Annotated in this window: 22 protein-coding genes; 14 read left to right on the forward strand and 8 right to left on the reverse strand. The window is 36.7% G+C overall.

What is annotated here, in order from left to right; translation table 11 throughout:
* Positions 1–223 precede the first annotated feature (223 nt).
* The 3 genes from AC07VK_RS19110 to AC07VK_RS19120 all read left to right on the forward strand — a co-directional run bounded on the left by AC07VK_RS19110 (position 224) and on the right by AC07VK_RS19120 (position 4,459).
* A complete protein-coding gene (locus AC07VK_RS19110; protein ID WP_492962526.1) occupies positions 224–904 on the forward strand; it encodes a hypothetical protein in 681 nt (226 codons plus the stop codon).
* 58 nt (positions 905–962) lie between these two features.
* Positions 963–2,987: a hypothetical protein gene (locus AC07VK_RS19115; protein WP_492962528.1), complete on the forward strand. Its 2,025-nt coding sequence runs from the start codon at positions 963–965 to the stop codon at positions 2,985–2,987.
* A 71-nt stretch (positions 2,988–3,058) separates the two neighbouring features.
* A complete protein-coding gene (locus AC07VK_RS19120; RefSeq protein ID WP_492962530.1) occupies positions 3,059–4,459 on the forward strand; it encodes a hypothetical protein in 1,401 nt (466 codons plus the stop codon).
* Between the two features lie 434 nt (positions 4,460–4,893).
* On the opposite strand, the gene AC07VK_RS19125 is transcribed toward AC07VK_RS19120, so the two are convergent.
* The 4 genes from AC07VK_RS19125 to AC07VK_RS19140 all read right to left on the reverse strand — a co-directional run bounded on the left by AC07VK_RS19125 (position 4,894) and on the right by AC07VK_RS19140 (position 8,606).
* A complete protein-coding gene (locus AC07VK_RS19125) occupies positions 4,894–6,315 on the reverse strand; it encodes a Glu/Leu/Phe/Val family dehydrogenase (protein WP_057932370.1) in 1,422 nt (473 codons plus the stop codon).
* Between the two features lie 653 nt (positions 6,316–6,968).
* On the reverse strand, positions 6,969–7,187 hold the full coding sequence (locus AC07VK_RS19130; RefSeq protein WP_492962532.1) for a CcmD family protein: 219 nt from the start codon (positions 7,185–7,187) through the stop codon (positions 6,969–6,971).
* A gap of 1 nt (position 7,188) precedes the next feature.
* The gene (gene ccsA, locus AC07VK_RS19135; protein WP_230143634.1) at positions 7,189–7,851 is read right to left on the reverse strand and encodes a cytochrome c biogenesis protein CcsA; all 663 of its coding nucleotides are present in this window, start codon (positions 7,849–7,851) and stop codon (positions 7,189–7,191) included.
* Between the two features lie 89 nt (positions 7,852–7,940).
* A complete protein-coding gene (locus AC07VK_RS19140; RefSeq protein ID WP_492954643.1) occupies positions 7,941–8,606 on the reverse strand; it encodes a heme exporter protein CcmB in 666 nt (221 codons plus the stop codon).
* A gap of 260 nt (positions 8,607–8,866) precedes the next feature.
* Here AC07VK_RS19140 and AC07VK_RS19145 point away from each other — a divergent pair, with 260 nt between their 5' ends.
* The 10 genes from AC07VK_RS19145 (at position 8,867) to AC07VK_RS19190 (ending at position 16,663) form a co-directional block, all read left to right on the forward strand.
* Positions 8,867–9,346: a methylated-DNA--[protein]-cysteine S-methyltransferase gene (locus AC07VK_RS19145; protein WP_492962534.1), complete on the forward strand. Its 480-nt coding sequence runs from the start codon at positions 8,867–8,869 to the stop codon at positions 9,344–9,346.
* Between the two features lie 21 nt (positions 9,347–9,367).
* Positions 9,368–9,766 (forward strand): cupin domain-containing protein, encoded by a 399-nt coding sequence (locus AC07VK_RS19150; RefSeq protein ID WP_492962536.1) that lies wholly within the window; start codon positions 9,368–9,370, stop codon positions 9,764–9,766.
* A 44-nt stretch (positions 9,767–9,810) separates the two neighbouring features.
* Positions 9,811–10,185, forward strand: coding sequence for an S-adenosylmethionine decarboxylase family protein (locus tag AC07VK_RS19155; RefSeq protein WP_494939812.1), 375 nt, complete (start codon positions 9,811–9,813; stop codon positions 10,183–10,185).
* Positions 10,185–11,498, forward strand: a complete 1,314-nt coding sequence (locus AC07VK_RS19160) for a DUF4178 domain-containing protein (protein ID WP_493053032.1) — start codon at positions 10,185–10,187, stop codon at positions 11,496–11,498. The genes AC07VK_RS19155 and AC07VK_RS19160 overlap by 1 nt, the downstream gene beginning before the upstream one ends.
* Positions 11,499–11,672, forward strand: coding sequence for a hypothetical protein (locus AC07VK_RS19165; protein ID WP_492954638.1), 174 nt, complete (start codon positions 11,499–11,501; stop codon positions 11,670–11,672).
* Between the two features lie 7 nt (positions 11,673–11,679).
* Entirely contained in the window at positions 11,680–11,904 is a 225-nt protein-coding gene (locus AC07VK_RS19170) for a DUF350 domain-containing protein (protein ID WP_108200717.1), read from the forward strand.
* Position 11,905: 1 nt separating this feature from the next.
* On the forward strand, positions 11,906–13,417 hold the full coding sequence (locus AC07VK_RS19175; RefSeq protein WP_492962542.1) for a polyamine aminopropyltransferase: 1,512 nt from the start codon (positions 11,906–11,908) through the stop codon (positions 13,415–13,417).
* Positions 13,418–13,490: 73 nt separating this feature from the next.
* Complete coding sequence (locus AC07VK_RS19180) at positions 13,491–15,050, forward strand: NAD(P)-binding protein (RefSeq protein WP_494939813.1); 1,560 nt, start codon at positions 13,491–13,493, stop codon at positions 15,048–15,050.
* Positions 15,037–16,101 carry a hypothetical protein gene (locus AC07VK_RS19185; protein WP_492962546.1) on the forward strand — a complete coding sequence of 355 codons (1,065 nt, stop codon included), beginning with the start codon at positions 15,037–15,039 and terminating at the stop codon, positions 16,099–16,101. The genes AC07VK_RS19180 and AC07VK_RS19185 overlap by 14 nt, the downstream gene beginning before the upstream one ends.
* A 100-nt stretch (positions 16,102–16,201) precedes the next feature.
* Positions 16,202–16,663: a lipocalin family protein gene (locus AC07VK_RS19190; RefSeq protein ID WP_492954634.1), complete on the forward strand. Its 462-nt coding sequence runs from the start codon at positions 16,202–16,204 to the stop codon at positions 16,661–16,663.
* Here AC07VK_RS19190 and AC07VK_RS19195 read toward each other — a convergent pair.
* From AC07VK_RS19195 to AC07VK_RS19210, 4 genes are all read right to left on the reverse strand, one after another.
* Positions 16,660–17,058 (reverse strand): hypothetical protein, encoded by a 399-nt coding sequence (locus AC07VK_RS19195; RefSeq protein WP_492954633.1) that lies wholly within the window; start codon positions 17,056–17,058, stop codon positions 16,660–16,662. The genes AC07VK_RS19190 and AC07VK_RS19195 overlap by 4 nt on opposite strands.
* 169 nt (positions 17,059–17,227) lie before the next feature.
* Positions 17,228–17,563 (reverse strand): gliding motility protein GldC, encoded by a 336-nt coding sequence (gene gldC / locus AC07VK_RS19200; protein ID WP_057932380.1) that lies wholly within the window; start codon positions 17,561–17,563, stop codon positions 17,228–17,230.
* A gap of 141 nt (positions 17,564–17,704) precedes the next feature.
* The gene (locus tag AC07VK_RS19205; RefSeq protein WP_492962548.1) at positions 17,705–17,977 is read right to left on the reverse strand and encodes a hypothetical protein; all 273 of its coding nucleotides are present in this window, start codon (positions 17,975–17,977) and stop codon (positions 17,705–17,707) included.
* Positions 17,977–19,323, reverse strand: coding sequence for a DEAD/DEAH box helicase (locus tag AC07VK_RS19210; protein ID WP_492954631.1), 1,347 nt, complete (start codon positions 19,321–19,323; stop codon positions 17,977–17,979). The genes AC07VK_RS19205 and AC07VK_RS19210 overlap by 1 nt, the downstream gene beginning before the upstream one ends.
* Before the next feature lie 324 nt (positions 19,324–19,647).
* Between AC07VK_RS19210 and AC07VK_RS19215 the strand changes: the two genes are divergently transcribed.
* On the forward strand, positions 19,648–20,982 hold the full coding sequence (locus AC07VK_RS19215) for a dihydroorotase (RefSeq protein ID WP_492962550.1): 1,335 nt from the start codon (positions 19,648–19,650) through the stop codon (positions 20,980–20,982).
* Position 20,983: the final 1 nt, after the last annotated feature.

A 20,983-nucleotide genomic window follows, 5' to 3' on the forward strand; every position in this document is an offset into this window, starting at 1 on the left:
TAGAAAAATCGGCTTAGCCAGCATTCTTTTACATTTTTCTTGTCTTTATATTGACAATTACCTGATTTTTGAAGGAAAATATTTTTTTTCTGAAGCCCTATTTATAACCGATCTTAAGGAATATCTTAAATCGTTTAAAAGTTTGGGCTGAAATTGTTAAGTTTGGCCTGTCAGATAATCATTCCTTTTTTACATCCCACAATAGAACATAAACCGGATTAACATGAAATTAAAGCAGTTTTATAAGCTTTTGTTGTTTATAGTTTTGATGCCCTTTTTAAGCTCTTGTTTTGAAGTAATTGAAGAAATTGCCATGAAAAACGATGGAACCGGCGATGTGGTACTTACCATAAACCTGAGCCAGAGTAAAACCAAAGTAGCTTCGGTAATGCTTTTAGACAGTGTACAGGGCTATAAGGTACCCAGTAAACAAAAAATTCAACAGGAATTAAATGAAGCAGTGGCCTATTTAAAAAAATCGGAAGGGATTTCTAATGTGAAAAGTACAAGCGATTTTAACAATTATATCGCAACCATTAGTTTTTCTTTTAAAGATGTTTCAAATATCAATAACATCACCAAAAACATCCTTGCCAAGCAAAAAATTAAGGCCACTAATACCTCCTCGTATACTTATAACAAGGCCACCAAAATCTTTAGCCGAAAATATCAGGCAGTAGGTACCGCTAAAACAGCATTCAATAAATTAAAAGCAAAAGATAAAGCGGTTTTTAACGGCGCAACTTACACCAGCATCTATCGTTTCGAATCTGCTGTAACAAGTAGTACCAATCCGGCATCAAATGTCTCGAAATCTAAAAAAGCAGTGATGTTAAAAAGCAGCATTATGGATTTAATTAACGGAAAAATTAACGTATCTAATTCTATACAACTATCTAAATAAAATGAAACCAATGTGTAATCCGCGATAGTTTCATCCCACTGAAAACAAATTATATCCAATGAAAAAAATTCTAATTGCTATCGCTCTTTTCTTATCGTTTAACCTGGCAAAGGCGCAGGATCTAGTTAAGAAAATACCCGCTAACGCCTTTACAGTTGCCACAATTAAAGGTGATAATATATTTAAGTTAATGTTTGTAAAAGATTTTAACGAATCTTTTCTAGGCAAGAAATTACTGACCGAAACTTCAAAATCACTCGATAAAAGCTTTACCAGCATAGAAGATTTCGGCATTAACCTGGAGAAAAACATGTATTACTTTAATCAGTTAAGTGATAGTATTACGTATAACTGTTTTCTTATTCCGATAAAAGATGCCAAAAAATTTGAAAGTCTGATTGACAACAAAGAGAAAAAGCTTACACAGCAGGGCGATATCCGTACGATTGTTTTACCTGATAGCACCAGTATTATTAAATGGAACAACAACATGCTGTATTTTGTAACCGGAAGCATCAAAGGATCTTTCTTTGCTGATTCAGTTAAATCTGCACGTTATGGAATTAAAGATATAAGGTTCCAAAGTGAGGATGCAATAGCTATTGATAGCGCGGCTGTGGCTGTAGATTCTACTTATGCAAAGACAGATGAGCCTATGGTAGAGGCAGTTGAATCCCCTGTTGTTGAAAAAGTAAAAGTTAAGAAAAAATCGACGGCGAAGAAGAATACTAAAAAAACGGCTGGAACGAAAAAAACTGGTAAAAAGAAAGCCGCCAAAAAATTTAAAAAAATTGCTAAAATAGATCCAGATTTTGAAGAAGCAAGAGAGTTCGCACTCGATACTGCAGGCGGCATGACTCCAGTTCATGGTATCGTTGATGAGCAATATGATGCTTACCAACAAGAACGTTTAGAACAAGATGCAAAGAAAAAGAGATTGGCTTTCACCTGGATGACGGCCCAGGCCGATCAGATTTTTAATGGCACTTACGCGTCTATCGAAAACAATAAATCATACACGGCGAGTTTAGATAATAAAGCCATTGCAGAACTTTGGGTATCGAGCCTTCAAGATGTTTATAATTCGATTGCGCCAGAATTTGGCACTTATGGAAAAGCTGGGCTGATGAAAGGTTATGGTGCATTAAATGCGAAACTTTTTATGGATGATAAAAGTTTCCGCATCTCTACAGGCTTAGAATTGGCTCAGGAACAGGCAGATGCGTATAAAAAAATCATGAACAGAAAGTTAAACAAAAACTTTTTGAAATATGTAAACAGCGAAAAAGCGCTTGGTTTTATGAGCTATTCTATCGATACCAAAGCTTATCTGGAAGAATTCCCTAAATTATTGAAACAAACCTATGGTTCATTTTTGGGCGCTAAAATGGATGAAGAAATTGATCTTGGCGCTGAGCTCTTCAGTCTTTTGCTAGATGAAGAAGCGGTAAGTAATGTAATTAAAGGTGATGCGTTATTCGTAATCAATGGATTAAACACCAAAGACGTTACTTACACCACTTACGAATATGATGATGATTACAAACAAAAAGAAATAGTTAAAACCAAGAAAGAAACGTTGCCTGATTTCCTTTTCATGTTTTCATCAGAAGATCACAGATTGATTAACAAACTGATTAAATATGGCGTAAACAAAAATTATGTATCTGTTGAGAACAACATTTATAAAATATTGGAAAAGAAAAGCCCGATTGATATTTACTTTATGATTAAAGATGGTATTGTATTTTTCGGTAATTCGTTAACTGAAATGCAGGGTATTGGCAACAATCAATACAACAACAAATTAAGCAAACTGCACAAACAGCTATTGAGCAAAAACAATTTCAGCTTTTTATTTAATGCCAAAAACCTTGTGGGCAAAGTACCAGATTCGGAAATTGGGGGTGAAGAAACCGCTAAGAAATTTAACAGCACTTTAGAAAAAATGGGCAATGTATACATGAAATCGAACCCGATTAAGGGCAGATTGGTTTCAGCAGATATTAGCGCAGAAATTCCGAACGGACATGAAAACGCTTTGAAATATCTGTTTTCTTTAATTGAAAATGCAGCTAAGTAGTTTAGTTGGCAATGATCAGTTGGCAGTTTACAGTTAACCGATTAACCAATTTAAACAGTTAACTATACTTTATGAAGAAATTTTTAAAAATAGCAGCAGCAATAGTAATATTGCTGCTGCTTTGTTATTTTGGCTTTTTCAAATACAGGCAAATACAGGCCAATAATATATCCATCCCTGGGTCTACCAATGCATTGCTTAAAATTAATGTTGATGAGCTATACAAAACCATTGCGGTTAGTTATATAAAACATCCAAGTCAATATTCGGGAGCAGATAAAAAAGGGATTAAGGAAAAGGTAGACGACTTAAACACAGGATTGAAAATTCCGGCAAACATTTACCTATATAGTTTAAACGGAAAAGCAAAAACTACTTTTTTTTCGACTTTTGAAATAACAGATACGCTAGCATTTAACCGTTTTATTCAAAAAAAATCTGCTTTGCCGCTGATTAAAAAGGATAAAAATTTCTTTCAATCCAAAGATTCGACCTTTTATATCTTATTTAACAAAACAACTGTCGCTTTAGCTTATACACCAAAAAAAGAACAGATAAAAACTACGCTGGTAGAAATACTGAACCGCAAAAACATGATTAAAGTTGGCGAAAGTCGATTTAACGACCTTATAAACCTTTCTGATCATATTTCGTTTCAAAATACCGAGAACTTTAGCAAAATTAATTTTACTGATGGAAAAATTAATTTCAGCAATGAGTTTATAAATAAGATGTTTGAACCATCAGCTAAGCCACAGCACCGGGTCTTAAATCCAGAAAGCACAATAAGTATGTGGCTAAACGGAAAATTTAAATCCGAGTTAATGAAGAAAAATCAGACGGTAAGTCCTTCTCTCCTTTCAAAAGATAGCTTTTTCAGATTTTACAAAGATTATGTAGATTTTGAATGGATTAACACCATTACACAGGTAGATACTGTTGTAGGTTATGAATACAATGATGATTTTGAAAGGGTTGAAAAAAAAGTACTTCAGGACCGGAAGATTCCTTTTATTTCCATGAACCTGACTGCCAATGACCGGGAAGTAAGTGATTATCTTAAATCGCTGGGCGCATTAGATCAATCTACCGGAAAGATCAGCAGTTCGATGATTCCATTGTACCAGGTTTATTTTAAAGGCAATAGTGGTAATATTCAATTAAGCACTGTGCAAAGCGCTAAACCTGATCTAAAAAGGGTATCATCTGACGATTTCTTTTATTTTAAAGTAGATTTTAAAAAGTTGATTAAACAAATACCAATGCCCTTAATTGCAGATAAACTGGGTACTTTTAGTCAATTAGAGATCAAAGCAAAAAGCATAGAAAAGGACAAAATCAAACTGGAATCTGAACTTTCATTTTTAAATGAGGATACCAACGCTTTGATCCAGCTTTTAAAAACGTTTAAAAATGGTTTACAAAATCAGTTAAATCTGAAATCGGCTCTTGATATTTCGATACACAAGTAATGGTTTTCCTGCAGATTGAAGATGATTTACGCAGACTATAATGTTTGCGGTGTCAATAAAAATAACATTAGTTCTTCGACAGGCTCAGAATGACAAACATCCTAATAGATTACCTAACATGATAATTCACTTGGTGAGCCACCAAACATGGATTCGGATGATTTACGCAGGTTAACTGTCCATTGTACCTAAACCTGATGGGACGGATGCCGATCCTTCATCGGCAGGAGGTACAGCAGGACTAGCCCACTCCTATGGAATGCAGACCTATCATTTCCAAAATAAAAAAAGCTAGAAGTGACTTACACAGCCAGCAAAAGATTCAAATAGCGAACTTAGGCACAAAAAAGCCCTGCAGTTTTAAATTCTGCAGGGCTTTATAATAAGATTGCGAATCCCAATAAGGATCGGGATTCGCAATGACGATTAGCTGATTATGGCCAAACGCCCAAATTCATATAAGAAACCGCAATTTTATCGATTGAATTTACAAAAGCAGCTGTTCTCAATGTTTGAGTTGCTGGTTTGTTCATTAACGTTTCGCGGATTTCGTGGTAAGAATGAATCATGGTATCTTCTAAACCAGAGTTTACCAATTCCATTTCAGATGCACCTTTAACAATCATTAAACGATGCTCAGGAAGAATCGTTTTACCGGTCAGGTTTTCTAAAGTATTAATCAGATTGGCATTTGAGTTAGCGGCATAACGGTTCTCCATACGGCCGAAAGCCACGTGAGAAAGATTTTTCAACCACTCGAAATAAGAAACCGTAACACCACCCGCATTGCAATACATATCAGGAATGATGATACCACCCATTTCGGTAAAAATGGTTTCAGCTTCTGGCGTTGTTGGACCATTTGCACCTTCAGCAATAATTTTTGCCTTGATATTACGGATGTTAAGCTCGGTAAACTGGTTTTCTAGAGCTGCAGGAACAATGATGTCGCAATCTTGCTCTAAACCTTCCATCGAATTTTTAAAATCTTTAGCACCAGGGAACCCTAAGATCGAGCCAGTATTTTTACGGTGTGCAAAAACCTCATCCACATTTAGTCCATTAGGATTGTAAATAGCACCTTCAAACTCACATAAACCTACAATAGTAGCACCAAATTCTGCTAAAAATTTAGCCGAATGGTAGCCCACATTACCTAAACCTTGTACAATTACTCTTTTATCGCCTAAGCCAGCTTTAAAACCTATTTTAGCCATATCTTCTGCCACTTCTACACATTCGCGCACAGCATAAGCAACACCACGTCCTGTAGCTTCTTTACGGCCACGGATACCATGTAGCGCAATTGGTTTACCAGTTACACAGCCTAATGCATCTAACTGACCGGGATTCATGGTCATATAGGTATCGGCAATCCAGCTCATTTCGCGTTCGCCAGATCCATAATCAGGAGCAGGAACATCGATACCAGGGCCAATAAAGTTTTTCTTAATTAATTCTGTAGTATAACGGCGGGTGATGGTTTCTAACTCGGCAACACTGTATTGTTTAGTGTTAATTTTAATACCACCTTTTGCGCCGCCAAATGGAACGTTAACAATGGCACACTTGTAAGTCATTAGGGCTGCAAGCGCCATAACCTCATCTTCGTTTACCATTTCACTGTAACGGATACCACCCTTGGTAGGGCTCATGTGGTGAGAGTGTTCTACGCGCCAAGCATCAATTACTTCAAAACCGTTTCCGCGGCGGATTGGGAATTGGAAACGATACACACTATTACATGTTTTAATCTGGTTCAATAAACCTTCTGGATGATTGGTGAATTGAGCCGCACTGTCAAAGTTCTTACAAACATCTGCAAAGAACTTGTTCTCGTCTGCTAGATTAGCCATTATTTATTTTTTATATTGAATAAGTTTTCGATGCAAAATTGCCTAAAAAAACTGCACATATCCAAATGCAAAAAGACTTAGTGTAAAGCAAACACCATTCTATTTTAGCCTAACAACAGCTTTTATACCCATTGGAGAAAATTGTCTAAAAACTATACCTAAATACATTTAAATGCAGATATCTTAGTTGGCCTACACCATAAAAACGACTATTTTTATAGGTATTATTACAGATTTTTTGATCTAAAAAAAATTATAAAAAAAATATTCAAAACAGCCTTTTGTTGCAACACTAAACAAATAGAAGCCAAAAAACAGATCAATATTACGAATATTGCAAATGCCTGTAAAAAATGGCACACAAAAAAAGTGACCAATTGTATTGATCACTTCTTAAAGTTAACCTAAATCGTCCCGTTGATTTAATTTATAACTAACCAAACTTGATCAATAAATAATCAAAAAACAATACTGTGATGTAGGTATTTTATGTAGTTACTGCGCTGTATTTTTAATTAGGGCTTTTAAAATTAATAAAAACCTCTTTTACAGAAAGATAAATACAAAAAACTGATAAACTTAGTCTTAAAATATATCCATTTACCGACCATTAAAGCCAAATAGGATTTTAACCCGCATTCTTATTTACGCAGTTATTTATCAGTTTGGTTTTCTCTTTCGATCTTCTTTAATCTTTTGTCGATTGAGAACAGGTAGGCCAATAAACCTACAAGAATAATTACGATACATATTACCACAACATATATCTTTCCATTGCTACGAAGGCTATCAGCCATTTCTACGCCATTATCCTGCGCAAATAATTGCATAGTGGCCATCATTAATATCAGGGAGAAAAATATTTTTTTCATTTTAGTTATGTTGTTGTTTGTTTTCTATATTACGTATTCTGAAACGAATGGTATAAACCCAGTAACCGATTAATATCCAACCCAAACATGCAGGATAAAATACCATACGCATGCGGCTATCTAAATCGTAACTGTTAAAGCCGGGATTACCACCGTTACCCGGATGCAATGAGTCTTTTAAGCGGGGTAAAACAAAAAGTAATACCACCATCATTGGGAAGGCAAAAATATTGTAAATGGCCGAAATCTTGGCTCTTTTCTGTTCTTCGTCTATCGCATTGCGAAGAATGAGGTAGGCAAAATAGAGCAAAATTGAAATGGCAGCAAAATTCTGTTTAGGATCGAAACTCCAAAACTGTCCCCAGGTATATTTTGCCCAGATGGCGCCCGTTACTAAACCTAAAACGCCAAAAACTATCCCAGCGTTTACACTTTCTACGGCTTTAATATCGTCGATTTCACTTTTACTGCTTAATGACTTTACACTGTAAAAAACAGAGATCGAAAAGAGTACGATCATGGCAAACCACATCGGAACATGGAAATACAGATTACGGATTGTTTCGTTCAAAATAGCCAGATGCGGTACACCAAGCAACAAACCTGCTATTGCAGTATAAATTACCAAAACCGAACCTAAAATTTTCCACCAAGTTTTATTCATACCTATATAATTATTGAGTTCTGAATGATTGAATTAGTGAATGTTATTCTCTATTCTATCATTCAATCCATCTCTCATTCAATCATTTTTTAATCCCTCCAAAGGTAAGGAAATAACAATAAAGACGTTGCCACCACCAGTACATTCACCACCAGTAACATTGCTATTTCATCGTAACTATTTTCCCATGGCAAACCATCAACAGCATTTTTGGCCAGTTTAATTAATAAGATCAATACTGGAATAATGATGGGAAAGCTTAAAATAGCCATCAACATTCCACCATTTCCCGCTTTGCTTGCAATTGCCGAAACCATTGTAAATACAGTAGAAAAACTGATGCTGCCCAATACCACGGCTATGTAATACATCACTAAATCGGGCGGGGTAAAAGAATCGAAAACCAATGTATAAAAACCTAAAGCAATTGTAGTCAGCACCAACATGAGCAGTGTATTGTAAACCGTTTTAGAAATTAAAACCGCAGCCGGACTTGCCAAAATGTAACTGTATAACTGCTGTCCTTTGGTTTCTTGCAAAAAACTTTTCGATACGCCATTAATTGAGGCAAAAAGCATGATGATCCAAAACAAGGCATTCCATGTTAATTTATCGCCCAGGCTAACAAAAGAGAGGTAACACGTAAAAATGGTAGAAACCACATAGAGTAATACGCCGTTAATGGTATATTTGGAGCGCCACTCTAACAATACTTCCTTGTGAATTAAATATTTAACCTCTTTGGCCAATTGCATAACCGCAAAGATACTTTTATTGATAAATATTGCATGCTTAAATTGTTGTATTGTTGTAATTTTGTTCAGATTTAGGCGGTGCAGAAAAAAGTTTGAACCACAGATAAAGAGAATAAACACAGATGATATTTTTTCGTAGCATCACAAATGAGATTACAGATATTTAAAAGTTTAAATTAGGAGCGGAACATAAAAGACTAAATAATGTGCAAAACAATCTGTCTTCATCCGTGTGAATCTGTGGTTAAAGTAATTATGATATGAACTACGCATCAGTTATAGAATCGCCCGTTGGCACAGTAACCATCTTAGCTGACGACGAATTTGTACAGGTAATTACTTTTGCTGAAAAGGATATTACAGGATTATCAGAAAATGCACTTACAGTAAAGGTAGCCAACCAGTTAAATAACTATTTTAAAGGCGATTTAAAGGATTTCGATTTCCCGATGAAACAAAAAGGGACTGAATTTCAGCAGGAAGTCTGGCAGCATTTATTGACCATACCTTTTGGCGAAACCACTTCATATGCCAAATTTTCTGCACACAATCCATTAGCGATACGGGCTATTGCCGCAGCAAACGGAAAAAATAATATTGCCATTGTAGTACCATGTCATAGGGTAATTGGAAGTAACGGCAAACTGGTAGGGTATGCAGGTGGTTTATGGCGTAAGCAATGGCTGCTACAACACGAACGTGAAGTTGCCCAAAAAGGACAAACCGAATTAAAATTTTAAAAAACAAACTTTATTTTGCAGATGAATACAGACCAAGCCGAAACAACTAAAAATTTCATAAAAGCCATCCGTTTAATTAATATTGAAAATAACAAATGTGCCTTTGAAACGGGTACAATACCAATCCGTCAGCATATCAATGCCAGTTATTTTTTCGCACAAACTGATGTATCCGCTTTAGAGAAAATTCCCCACCCTGCACCAAGGCGCCAATATGTAATTACGCTTAAGGGTAAACTTCGGTTTACAGTAAGCAATGGCGAAACTTTTATTATAGAGCCAGGGATTATACTCATTGCCAATGATACAGCCGGAGAAGGACACACCTGGCAAGTTATAGAAGGTAATGAATGGGAACGGATTTATATTCCTTTGGCAGATGATACCAACGATTATTTTATTGCAGATAGTCCATTTTAAATTCTGCTATTAAAGTATTCTTACATTTAAAATAATTCATATTTTTGGAAGATACCAAACGCTCAATGAACTACAATCCTGGCTTACATATTTTATCAGAGTTCTCGTCTGAAAAAACTGAACACCTTTCTTCTTTTCATGATTGTAAAGCGCTGTTTAACAGCTTAATTAAGACAAATGGGCTGGAAAAGGTTGGCGAGGTTTATCACGATTTTCCTAATGGGGGCTTTACAGCTGTAATCTGTTTAACAGAATCTCACCTGTCTATCCATACGTGGCCTGAATTTAAATTGGCAACTTTTGATATCTTTTTATCAAACTACCAAAAAGACAATACTCAAAAGGTTAAAGATATTTATGCCGCTGTACTCCATTTCTTTGAGGGTATAGAAATACAGAAAACTGAAGTTGTTCGCTAATGGAGAATTCAGTAAAATCATTTTTTAAACTATCAGAGACAATTACTTGTTCGATTTGCAAACAAGATATTGTGCTTTACGAGCCAGCTAAAAGCGAGTATATAGTTTGCTCATCTTGCTTCTCGTACCTACATATTTTTACCAGGGCAGAAACAAGGCTGAACAGAAAACTAGATCAACCTGAAAAAGTTTTGGTATTAAAACTGGGCTCAACAGGAAATATCCACGGCACTGAATTCAAGATAATTGCCTATCTCGAAAAAAAGGAAGCAGGTACGGATTACCACTGGAGGGAATATATTTTAACCAGCCATGATAAAGGCTACGTTACCTTATCCGAATTCGATGGGCATTGGAATTTTATTGCCAGCAAAGATTTTCTTCCAGATTATAAAGAACCCATATCGTATGGGTTAAGCATTGGTTATAAAGATGTTGAGTACAAACTTTTCAATAAATACACGCCAGTAGTCACAGCTATGCTTGGTGAAGTGGATTGGGATGTAGTGAATGAAAAGGTTAAAGCTACCGAGTATATTGCCCCGCCATTTATGGTTGTAAAGGAGGTTGGCAAAACCAGCCACAAAACCGACTATTACATTAGCGAATACCTTGATGCTGAATTTATTGCAAATGCATTCAACATTGATAAAAACGACTTACCCCAGCAGATTGGGATTGGTGCAAACCAACCATCAAAAGCTTTTGACAGGTGGACAGCCTCATTAAAGATAACAGGTGTAGCCATTATCTTAGTACTGCTGTTCCATATACTGTTCCATACAGTAAAACCTGAAAAGGAGCTTATAAACGATGATTTTTTAATTGTTTATGATACCAAAGGCGGTCCTGATGCTTTCAAATCATTTATTACGCCATCTTTTACGCTTGATGATGAATCATCAAATATCGAATTTGAGATTGCTTCATCAGTTGACAATAACTGGCTGGAAACCACCATTGTACTGGTTAACGAAAGCGATAACAAAACATGGGAAGTAAGTAAAGGGATCGAATATTATCATGGTACTGAAGATGGCGAAAGCTGGTCGGAAGGTTCCACAAGAGAATCGGTTGTGTTATCAGAAATACCTAAGGGAAAATATCATTTAAATGTGTATCCATCATCAGGAGATGTGTTTAGAAATAACCTTTACATCAAAGCGGTGAGCAATGTAACCATGTGGGGCAATACGATAACCACTATATTATTACTTTGTATTTTTCCGGCCATTTGCTGGCTTTTAATGCGCGATTATGAAAAAAGAAGATGGAATAACAGCAATTTCTCACCTTTTGTAAATGGAGAATAAATGAATCTGAAACCGATAAAATATTATCTTATTGTACTGCTGGCCCTTATTGGGTTTTATGGCTACAGTGGTTTAAAAGGGCGTGCTTACTTCCCAGATAAAGTAGAAAAAAACACAGAATTTAATGGCAATAAAAGTCATTCTGGTCATGTAAATAGATTTTACCATAAATAAAAACATTATGAGTTTAAATGAATTAATTAACATCAAGTACATTATTGCATCATTGGTTTATTCCGTATTGGGCATCATTGTTCTCTTTATCGCTTTTTGGATTATTGAAAAAATGACACCCGAAAACCTTTGGAAAGAGATCCTGGAAAAGCAAAACCTGGCTTTAGCAATCGTTTTTGCGGCTTTTATTATTGCAATAGCAATTATTATAAGTTCAGCCATCCACAGTTAGCATGAACAAAAAGCTACCGGCACTTTTATTAATTTCCGTTTTTGTTGTTGCCACCTGTGGTCTTATTTACGAATTGATTGCGGGTACATTGGCCAGTTATTTACTTGGCGATTCGGTTACCCAATTCTCCACCATCATTGGCGTTTACCTTTTTTCTATGGGTATAGGCTCCTGGATATCTAAGTATTTCGAGAAAAATATCCTTTCTTGGTTTATTCAGATCGAAATTTTAGTCGGCTTGGTTGGGGGTTTTAGCTCAACGGTTTTATTCCTCGTTTTTGAAAGTATTGCTTCATTCAGGATTGTATTATATGGTTTTGTGAGCTTAACGGGTATTCTTGTGGGTCTAGAAATTCCGTTGCTGATGCGTATCCTTAAAGACCGTTATGAATTTAAAGATCTGGTTTCGAAGGTTTTTACATTCGACTACATCGGCGCACTACTGGCCTCACTCATTTTTCCGCTTTTGCTTATCCCGCATTTAGGACTGGTAAAAACAGCATATATGTTTGGCATGCTCAACGTTGCGGTAGCTTTAATTGTATGCTTAAGTTTCAAAAAAGAAATCAGGGCTTCCAAATATCTGCAGAGCGCATCAATAGTAAGCATTATTTTATTGCTTGCAGGCTTTGTTTACGCAGATAAAATTACCAGCTTCTCCGAAAGTCAGACCTATAGTGATACCATTATTTATTCGAAAAGCACACCTTATCAACGCATTATCCTGACGAAAAAGAATAAGGTTTTACGGCTTTTCTTAAATGGAAATCTCCAGTTTAGCTCTGACGATGAGTACCGATACCATGAAGCACTGGTACATCCTGGCTTGCAAGCCTTACCTTTTGCTAAACATGTGCTCGTAATGGGCGGTGGAGATGGCCTTGCTGTTAGGGAAATATTAAAATACTCCAATATTGACTCGGTAACACTGGTAGATTTAGATAAAGGAATGACAAGTCTTTTTCAATCGAACAAGATCCTTTTAGGTTTAAACAAAAACGCACTCTTATCGCCTAAGGTAAAAGTAATTAATGCCGATGCCTTTAGCTGGATCAAAGCGCAGCATAAAAAATTCGATTTCATTGTCATCGATTTCCCAGACCCCTCAAATTATGCTGTTGGCAAACTCTATACCAACGCTTTTTACAACCTGGTTAAAGGCATACTTGCACCAAAAGGTTTAATGGTTGTCCAGTCAACTTCACCTTACGTTGCACCAAAATCTTTTTGGACGGTTAATAAAACCCTCGAAAGTGTGGGTTTAAAAACCATTCCATACCATAATTATGTACCTTCTTTTGGCGAGTGGGGCTATATTATGGCAACCGCACCGGACAATATTTATAAAAAACCTCAGCAATATTTACCTGGTTTAAGGTTCGTTTCGAAAGAAAGTTTAGATCTGATGCTTTTCTTCCCAAAAGATATGGCCAAGGTAGAAACTGATGTAAATAAGTTAAACAACCAGATTTTAGTGAAATATTTCGAAGATGAGTGGGCAAACGTTTTATAAAGGTGATTTATCGGCATATTTAAAACGGCGTTCTTTTCTTTTGAGGATTGGATTGATAACAGGTGGCATTTTTTTGAACAGCTGTTATAAAAAAATCAGATCAACTAAATACAACATCAAAGGGACACTACAGGGACCAAATGCGAAAGCTGGTCATATTTTGCGCGATAAGATAAAATTACCGGGCACAAGTAAAACAAAAAAGGTAAAAATACTGATTATCGGCAGCGGAATTTCAGGCTTATCGGCTGGCAGATGGTTAAAAAGGAATGGAGAGACGGATTTTGAAATTCTGGAACTGGAAAATCACACCGGAGGGAACTCTTATTTCGGCACGAATAAAGTATCCTCATATCCGTTAGGTGCACATTATATTACCGTTGCAAACAATGATGATAACCTGCTAATCGATTTTTTGCAGGAAATCAATGTAATTACCCATTTCGAAAAAGAACTCCCCTATTACAACGATTATTACCTCACTTTTGATCCTGAGGAAAGATTATTGATCAATGGCGAATGGCAGGAAGGTCTGATACCCGATTTTGGTGTACCAACAACCGATAAAGAACAGATTAAGCGCTTTTTACGTGAAGTAGATCAGTTAAAAAACACCAAAGGAAACGACGGCAAATTTCTATTTAATATTCCGTTAAGCGCTTCATCAAGCGATCCTGGCTACAGAAAACTGGATAAGATTTCTTTCCGTTCATACCTCGAAGAAAAAGGATACGATTCTAAATACCTATTGTGGTATTTAAATTATGCGTGTAAAGATGATTATGGGCAAAAGACAGATAAAATATCAGCCTGGGCGGGTTTACATTATTTCGCTTCGCGCAGAGGGAAAGCTGCAAATGCAGAACAGAATGCCATACTAACCTGGCCCGAAGGCAACGGCTGGATCATGAAGCAGCTTGCCAAGCAGTTACAAGATCATATCAAAACATCAATCCTATGTTATGGATTAAAATCGATGGCAAATGGCGATGTAACGGCTTCCATATTCAATACGCATACCAACATCACGGAGGAAATAACAGCCGAAAAGATCATTTTATGTACACCACAATTTGTAAACAACCGCTTACTAGAGCGTTTTAACCGGAATATTGACTATAAAGCTTTTAACTATTCGCCATGGCTTATTGCCAATATTACCATCAACGAATTACCAGAATCGAAAGGAATAAATCTTTGTTGGGACAATGTGGCCTATAATACGCCATCTGTTGGTTATGTAAATTCGGCGCAACAACATTTAAAACTGTCGGAGGATAAAAAAGTAATTACTTATTACCTGCCCCTGTGCGATTTTGAACCCGCAATTGCACGACTGGCAGCATATGCCCGGAGTTACGAACAATGGCTTGACATTGTTGTTCCTGAATTAGAAATGATTCATCCGGGGATTACAGAAGTGATTGAAAATATCGATTTCTGGGTTTGGGGACATGGGATGATTGCACCTACCACAAATTTTGTTTGGAGCGAAAATCTGGAAAAAGCCAGAGCACCAATAGATCATAAAATTTTCTTTGCCCACAGTGATCTGAGCGGGGTATCTATCTTTGAGGAGGCTTTTCATCAGGGTATTAACGCAGCAAAACAGATTTTAAATGTTATCTCATAAACAAACTCAGCCCTGGCTTAATACTGCATGGAGCGATGTTATTTTCATTATATCGCCTGCATTCTTCTCTTTATTGCTGGTTTTACTTTTCCCTGGCCAATTTCAAAACTCATCAGGTATTCCATTGGCTTATTGGGTATTTTTAATTGTTTTTATAGATGTTGCACATGTTTACAGCACCTTATACCGAACTTATTTTAATCGGGGTAATTTCAAAAAGCAGTATACCTTGCTCATCTCTATTCCATTGGCCTGTTATGTTATAGGTGTTATCCTCTATCGTCTCGATGGCTTATGGTTTTGGAGAATATTGGCGTATTTGGCTGTTTACCATTTTATCAGGCAGCAATATGGCTTTATGCGCCTGTATTCCCGTAACGAAAATTCAACCAGGCTGTTAACTACAATTGATAAAATTGCCATTTACGCCGCTACCTTGTATCCTTTGCTTTTTTGGCATTTAAGCAACGGTCGAAATTTCAATTGGTTTATCGAAGGCGATTTTTTCACTTTTAGGAACGATATGCTATTAAGATACTCCAGCATGGGATACATCTTAATCATCGCCATTTATATTGTTAAAGAAATTATATTGATCATCAGCAAAAAATGGATTAACCTTCCGCGCAACTTAATCGTTATCGGAACATTTTTAGCCTGGTATTTCGGCATTGTTTATTTTAATGGCGATATGGCCTTTACTACCGTAAATGTAATTTCGCATGGCATTCCGTATATGGCACTTATCTGGTTTTTTGAAAAGAAAAAAATCGGAGGCCAAACCGCTAAGAATAAAATCATGGATCTCTGTTTCGGAAAATTCGGGATATTTTATTTCTTATTGATCCTGGTACTTTTCGCCTATATGGAAGAAGGCCTTTGGGATGGTTTGGTATGGAAAGAACATCAATCGGTTTTCAAACTTTTTTCCGGCTTGCCGCAGGTTACAAACACGGAGTTATTATCGCTGCTGGTTCCACTTTTAGCCTTACCACAGGCTACGCATTATGTGCTCGATGGCTTCATCTGGAAAGCAAAAAATAAATTCTAAGAAATCTGTTTTTTTATCCGTTTCGTAAATCATATCAAATGCCCCTGATATCATGAAAATGGCCTGCTTATTCCTGTTTGTTTTTTTAACCCACCTGCCAATGGAAAAAAATATTCCTGTGGCCAAATTAGATTTAAAAAAATATTCGGGAACCTGGTACTCATTATATTCAATCCCTACCATTTTTGATAAAGGGAGCCGTGAAACCACTACTAAATACACCTTGAATAAAGATGGTTATTATAATGTTTTAACTACCTATAAAAAACCGGGCGATGATAAAGTTTATTCCAGGAATTCTAAAATGTTTCCATCGGAAGAGGGAGATAAAGGAGAGTTGCAGGCACAGTTTATTTGGCCGATAAAGATTGATTACTGGATCATTGAACTGGCAGATGATTACTCCTATGTGGTGGTAGGACACCCCTATCGTAAATTTTTGTTCATCATGAGCCGTAATCAGACTATGCCGAAGAAAACCCATGATGAAATTGTAGCTAGGTGTAAGGCAAAGGGATACGAGGTTTCAAAACTCACCTCTCAATTGCACGAAAAGGCTTAAGCGCTAATCTTCTCTCCGCGCTTAACACTAAAAAGCATCAATATTACGCCAACTAAAAGTACGATCCATCCCCATTGGAAATGAACAACTTTACCAATAAGTTTATTGGCGAAGCCATATTTAGTATAATTATTTGCAGTAAAATAAACAGCAACTACCGCTAAAACATACCAGATAGCCATTACAAAACTCATAAACTTAAAGGCACCAACTTTTCTGATAAAGAGAAACAATACCGAAATGGCAATAATGGCATAAGTGATCAAAAACAAACGGGCATCTGATTGATACAAGTTCCAATTGCCTTTAATGGGCACTTTTAACATTGGGCAGAAACCTGCAATAACGCATAACAAAATGCCTAACCATGCCCTGAATTTATTTAATACTAACATATTTTTTGGTTAATCGGTTAACTGTATAAATCGGTGAATTACTTTAATGGCTGATAGTTGATGGTTAATAGTTTAATAGCTAACTTGTCTGGCATTTTTTAATGACTAATGACTAATGACTAATGACTAATGACTAATGACTAATGACTAATGACTAATGACTAATGAACTATTGTCCTTCAATAATCCCCATCTTATCTGCGAAGTGGGCACAGTAATCACGTAAATCTTCAACAATCAAAGTTTCGTTTGTGGCTTTTAAAAAGCTATCGCCCATGGTTTGCAAAGTTTCGTAGAAGAAACGTTTCATCTCATCAACAGGCATATCTTTCGTCCAAAGATCTATCTTTAAAGTATTTTTATAATTGTGGTCCCAAACCGATAAAAACATCGCCTTGGCTGGCACTTTATCAGCGTTTCCAGCATCTGTACTCTCCCAAAGTATATTATCGGGATTATTTCCTTCGTCTAACTCAACAGTTATTTTTATTTCTGCTTTTTTCATTTTTTTTAAATATGATTACACCGATAAAGGGATTTTTAGGTATCAGTTTATTTTTCCGGATGCAAAGATGCTTATTTAATTTGATTACACAGATGTGTAGATTGCACAGATAAGAATTGTACAGATATTTTTACGGTTTAATTACGCTAACTTTTGCAGAATTAACATGAGTACTGTGGCAATGAAGATGAAAATCAACTCTATTATCCAGATACGTTTAATATCCTTTAAAATGAAGCGAAAAATAATATCAGTAATAAAGGTTACAAGGATAAGGCAACCTAAAATCAGGAGATAAAAGCCACTCATATCCACATGGCGTGGTGCTGTACTTTTCTCTGAAACTAAATTTACGGCCACTAATCCCAAACCAATGGCACTAACGATATTTAAAGGCGTAATCCTAAACTTCATTACTTTTTCTTGTCGAATTTTTTACCTTTTTTAAAACTCTTTACCTGTTTGCCAGCCTTTGCCTTGGCTTTTTCTCTTACCTTTTTCTCTATCGCTGCAGCATGCTTTTTCTCGTGGAAAGCCCCTTTAAAATCAGGATCTTCCTTACGTTTCTGCATATCGATTTCCTTTGCAATATGCTGGCGCTCTTCGTAAGGGGTTTCATCAATAAAAACGCCTTCCGGGATCTCGGCCACTGGAATATATTGGCGGATTAATTTTTCGATCTTGCGGATATAATATTTCTCGGCATCTGTTGCAAAGGTAATTGCATCACCTTTGGCAAAAGCCCTACCGGTACGGCCAATACGGTGTACATAGTCTTCGATAATGATAGGTACATCGAAATTGATCACATGACTTACATCACTTACATCAATACCCCTACTTGCTACATCTGTAGCCACCAAAACCCTGATATTACCTTCTTTGAAACTATTTATAGAGTTAATTCTGGTGTTTTGTCCTTTATTCGCATGGATCACGCGAACATTTTCCGCACCATATCTGCGCTCAATAAAACTGAAAATATTATCGGCAACGGTTTTTGTTTTACAGAAAATGATCAGGCGGTTAAAAGCCTCATCATTCTTCAGCAAATGCTGCAATAGGTTAATTTTCGTTTTGAAGTTCGGAACGTAATACAAAGTCTGCGTTACGTTTGCAGCAGGTGTTGCTTGCGCAGATGCCTCAATCACAAGTGGATTATTCAAGAAATCGCCTGCAATTTTCTGTACCAAATCGCTCATTGTCGCTGAGAACAACAAATTCTGGCGTTTACGCGGAACGATTTCCAAAATCCGGTGAATAGAACCGATAAAGCCCATATCCATCATTTTATCGGCTTCATCCAGCACCAAAAATTTAAGGCTCTGAGTATTGATATCACCTGCTAAATATAAATCCAGGAATCTTCCGGGTGTGGCAATCAGGATATCAACTCCTTTTGCAATCTGCTCTTTCTGTGTTTTCGGACCAATTCCACCAAAAATCACCAAAGAACGTAAATCGGTATAAGTAGAAAACAGCTTTACCTGCTCGGCAATCTGCATGGCCAGTTCGCGTGTTGGAGATAAAATCAATGCTCTTGGATTATCGCCCTGAGCGTATTTCAATTGCATTAAAATCGGCAAAACAAAAGCCGCGGTTTTTCCTGTACCAGTTTCGGCAATACCAAAAATATCCTGTCCAGATAATACTGGTGCAATTGCTTTTTCCTGTATCGGCGTGGCAACGGTATAACCTGCATCGGCAACTGCATTTAAAATTTGCCTGTTTAACTTAAATTCTTCGAACGATTTTGCCATAGCGCACAAAGATAGTGATTAAGGTTGAGGGTTTGAAGGTGTAAGGCAGAAGGTTTCAGTGCAATGTAGAATCTAAGCTTATTTTTATCAGAATAGGAGTAAAGCAATTTTCGTAATTCTTCGGTTCCGGCAGTCCTGCTATCGTTTCAATCTTTTTGCGATTGTCAGTCTGAGCTTGTCGAAGACCTGCACCAAAAAGTATTTCCACTTTATCAGGTTTATTAAACATAAAACAGTAATCCTTAGCTCAATTTCTTCCTTTCATCCTCCCAAACTTGATACTTGATACGCTCTACTTAATACTAATTTACTACCTTTGAAACCATGAATACTTACCTGATAAAAGCTGCTACAATTGTAAATGAAGGACAAAAAATTGTTGCCGATGTATTGATAAAAGATGGATTGATAACCAAAATCGGTCAAAATCTGTCTGCACCTGATGCGCAAGAAATTAACGCAACAGGACAATACCTTTTACCAGGCATGATTGACGATCAGGTACATTTCCGCGAACCAGGCTTAACCCATAAAGCCGATATTTTTACTGAAAGCATGGCCGCCGTAGCCGGAGGAATTACCTCTTTCATGGAAATGCCCAATACGGTGCCCAATACCTTAACACAGGGTTTATTAGCCGATAAATATGAAATTGCTGCCCAAACTTCGTTAGCGAATTACTCATTTTACATGGGGGCCAGCAACGACAATATTGAAGAGGTTTTAAAAACCGACCCTAAAAACGTTTGTGGTATTAAGGTTTTTATGGGTTCATCAACAGGGAATATGCTGGTTGACAACGAAAAAACCTTAGAAAACATTTTTAGCAAAGCACCAATATTAGTGGCTACCCACTGTGAAGATGAAGCAACCATCCGCCATAATCTGGCCGAATTTAAAGCTAAATATGGCGAAGATTTAACAATAGAGATGCATCCTTTAATCCGCAGTGCGGAGGCCTGTTATAAGTCATCATCACTAGCGGTAGAACTGGCTAAAACTTATCAAACCCGCTTGCATATCTTACATATTTCTACAGCAAAAGAAATAGCACTATTTGATAATATTACGCCTTTAAAGGATAAAAAGATTACGGCCGAAGCTTGCGTGCACCACCTTTGGTTTAACGATAAAGATTATACTTCAAAAGGGAATTTCATCAAATGGAACCCTGCGATAAAAACTGAAGATGATCAGAAAGGTGTGCTTAAAGGTATTCTTGAAGATTACATTGATGTAATTGCAACAGATCACGCCCCACACACTTTGGCAGAAAAGCAGCAGCCTTACGCTCAAGCCCCATCTGGTGGTCCATTGGTACAACATGCATTACCAGCATTACTAGAAATGCATTTACAGGGTAAAATCTCTTTAGAGAAAATTGTTGAAAAAACAGCGCACAACCTGGCCATCTGTTTTGACATCGAAAAACGTGGTTTTATCCGTGAAGGGTATTGGGCAGACTTAGTGTTGGTAGACTTAAAAGACTCCTGGACAGTAACCAAACTTAATAATTTCTACAAATGTGGTTGGAGCCCTTTTGATGGAGATACCTTCCAGGCCAGTATTACCCATACCTTTGTATCAGGTAATTTGGCTTACCAAAATGGCAAATTCACGACCGATCAGATTGGAAAACGCCTAACTTTTGCAAGATAGA

The organism is Pedobacter sp. GW821-FHT01D05, assembly GCF_059422505.1.

Coding starts and splice junctions, on each gene's coding strand:
- AC07VK_RS19110 (WP_492962526.1), top strand. CDS start 224: ATGAAATTAAAGCAGTTTTATAAGCTTTTGTTGTTTATAGTTTTGATG.
- AC07VK_RS19115 (WP_492962528.1), top strand. CDS start 963: ATGAAAAAAATTCTAATTGCTATCGCTCTTTTCTTATCGTTTAACCTG.
- AC07VK_RS19120 (WP_492962530.1), top strand. CDS start 3,059: ATGAAGAAATTTTTAAAAATAGCAGCAGCAATAGTAATATTGCTGCTG.
- AC07VK_RS19125 (WP_057932370.1), bottom strand. CDS start 6,315: ATGGCTAATCTAGCAGACGAGAACAAGTTCTTTGCAGATGTTTGTAAG.
- AC07VK_RS19130 (WP_492962532.1), bottom strand. CDS start 7,187: ATGAAAAAAATATTTTTCTCCCTGATATTAATGATGGCCACTATGCAA.
- ccsA (WP_230143634.1), bottom strand. CDS start 7,851: ATGAATAAAACTTGGTGGAAAATTTTAGGTTCGGTTTTGGTAATTTAT.
- AC07VK_RS19140 (WP_492954643.1), bottom strand. CDS start 8,606: ATGCAATTGGCCAAAGAGGTTAAATATTTAATTCACAAGGAAGTATTG.
- AC07VK_RS19145 (WP_492962534.1), top strand. CDS start 8,867: ATGAACTACGCATCAGTTATAGAATCGCCCGTTGGCACAGTAACCATC.
- AC07VK_RS19150 (WP_492962536.1), top strand. CDS start 9,368: ATGAATACAGACCAAGCCGAAACAACTAAAAATTTCATAAAAGCCATC.
- AC07VK_RS19160 (WP_493053032.1), top strand. CDS start 10,185: ATGGAGAATTCAGTAAAATCATTTTTTAAACTATCAGAGACAATTACT.
- AC07VK_RS19165 (WP_492954638.1), top strand. CDS start 11,499: ATGAATCTGAAACCGATAAAATATTATCTTATTGTACTGCTGGCCCTT.
- AC07VK_RS19170 (WP_108200717.1), top strand. CDS start 11,680: ATGAGTTTAAATGAATTAATTAACATCAAGTACATTATTGCATCATTG.
- AC07VK_RS19175 (WP_492962542.1), top strand. CDS start 11,906: ATGAACAAAAAGCTACCGGCACTTTTATTAATTTCCGTTTTTGTTGTT.
- AC07VK_RS19185 (WP_492962546.1), top strand. CDS start 15,037: ATGTTATCTCATAAACAAACTCAGCCCTGGCTTAATACTGCATGGAGC.
- AC07VK_RS19190 (WP_492954634.1), top strand. CDS start 16,202: ATGGAAAAAAATATTCCTGTGGCCAAATTAGATTTAAAAAAATATTCG.
- AC07VK_RS19195 (WP_492954633.1), bottom strand. CDS start 17,058: ATGTTAGTATTAAATAAATTCAGGGCATGGTTAGGCATTTTGTTATGC.
- gldC (WP_057932380.1), bottom strand. CDS start 17,563: ATGAAAAAAGCAGAAATAAAAATAACTGTTGAGTTAGACGAAGGAAAT.
- AC07VK_RS19205 (WP_492962548.1), bottom strand. CDS start 17,977: ATGAAGTTTAGGATTACGCCTTTAAATATCGTTAGTGCCATTGGTTTG.
- AC07VK_RS19210 (WP_492954631.1), bottom strand. CDS start 19,323: ATGGCAAAATCGTTCGAAGAATTTAAGTTAAACAGGCAAATTTTAAAT.
- AC07VK_RS19215 (WP_492962550.1), top strand. CDS start 19,648: ATGAATACTTACCTGATAAAAGCTGCTACAATTGTAAATGAAGGACAA.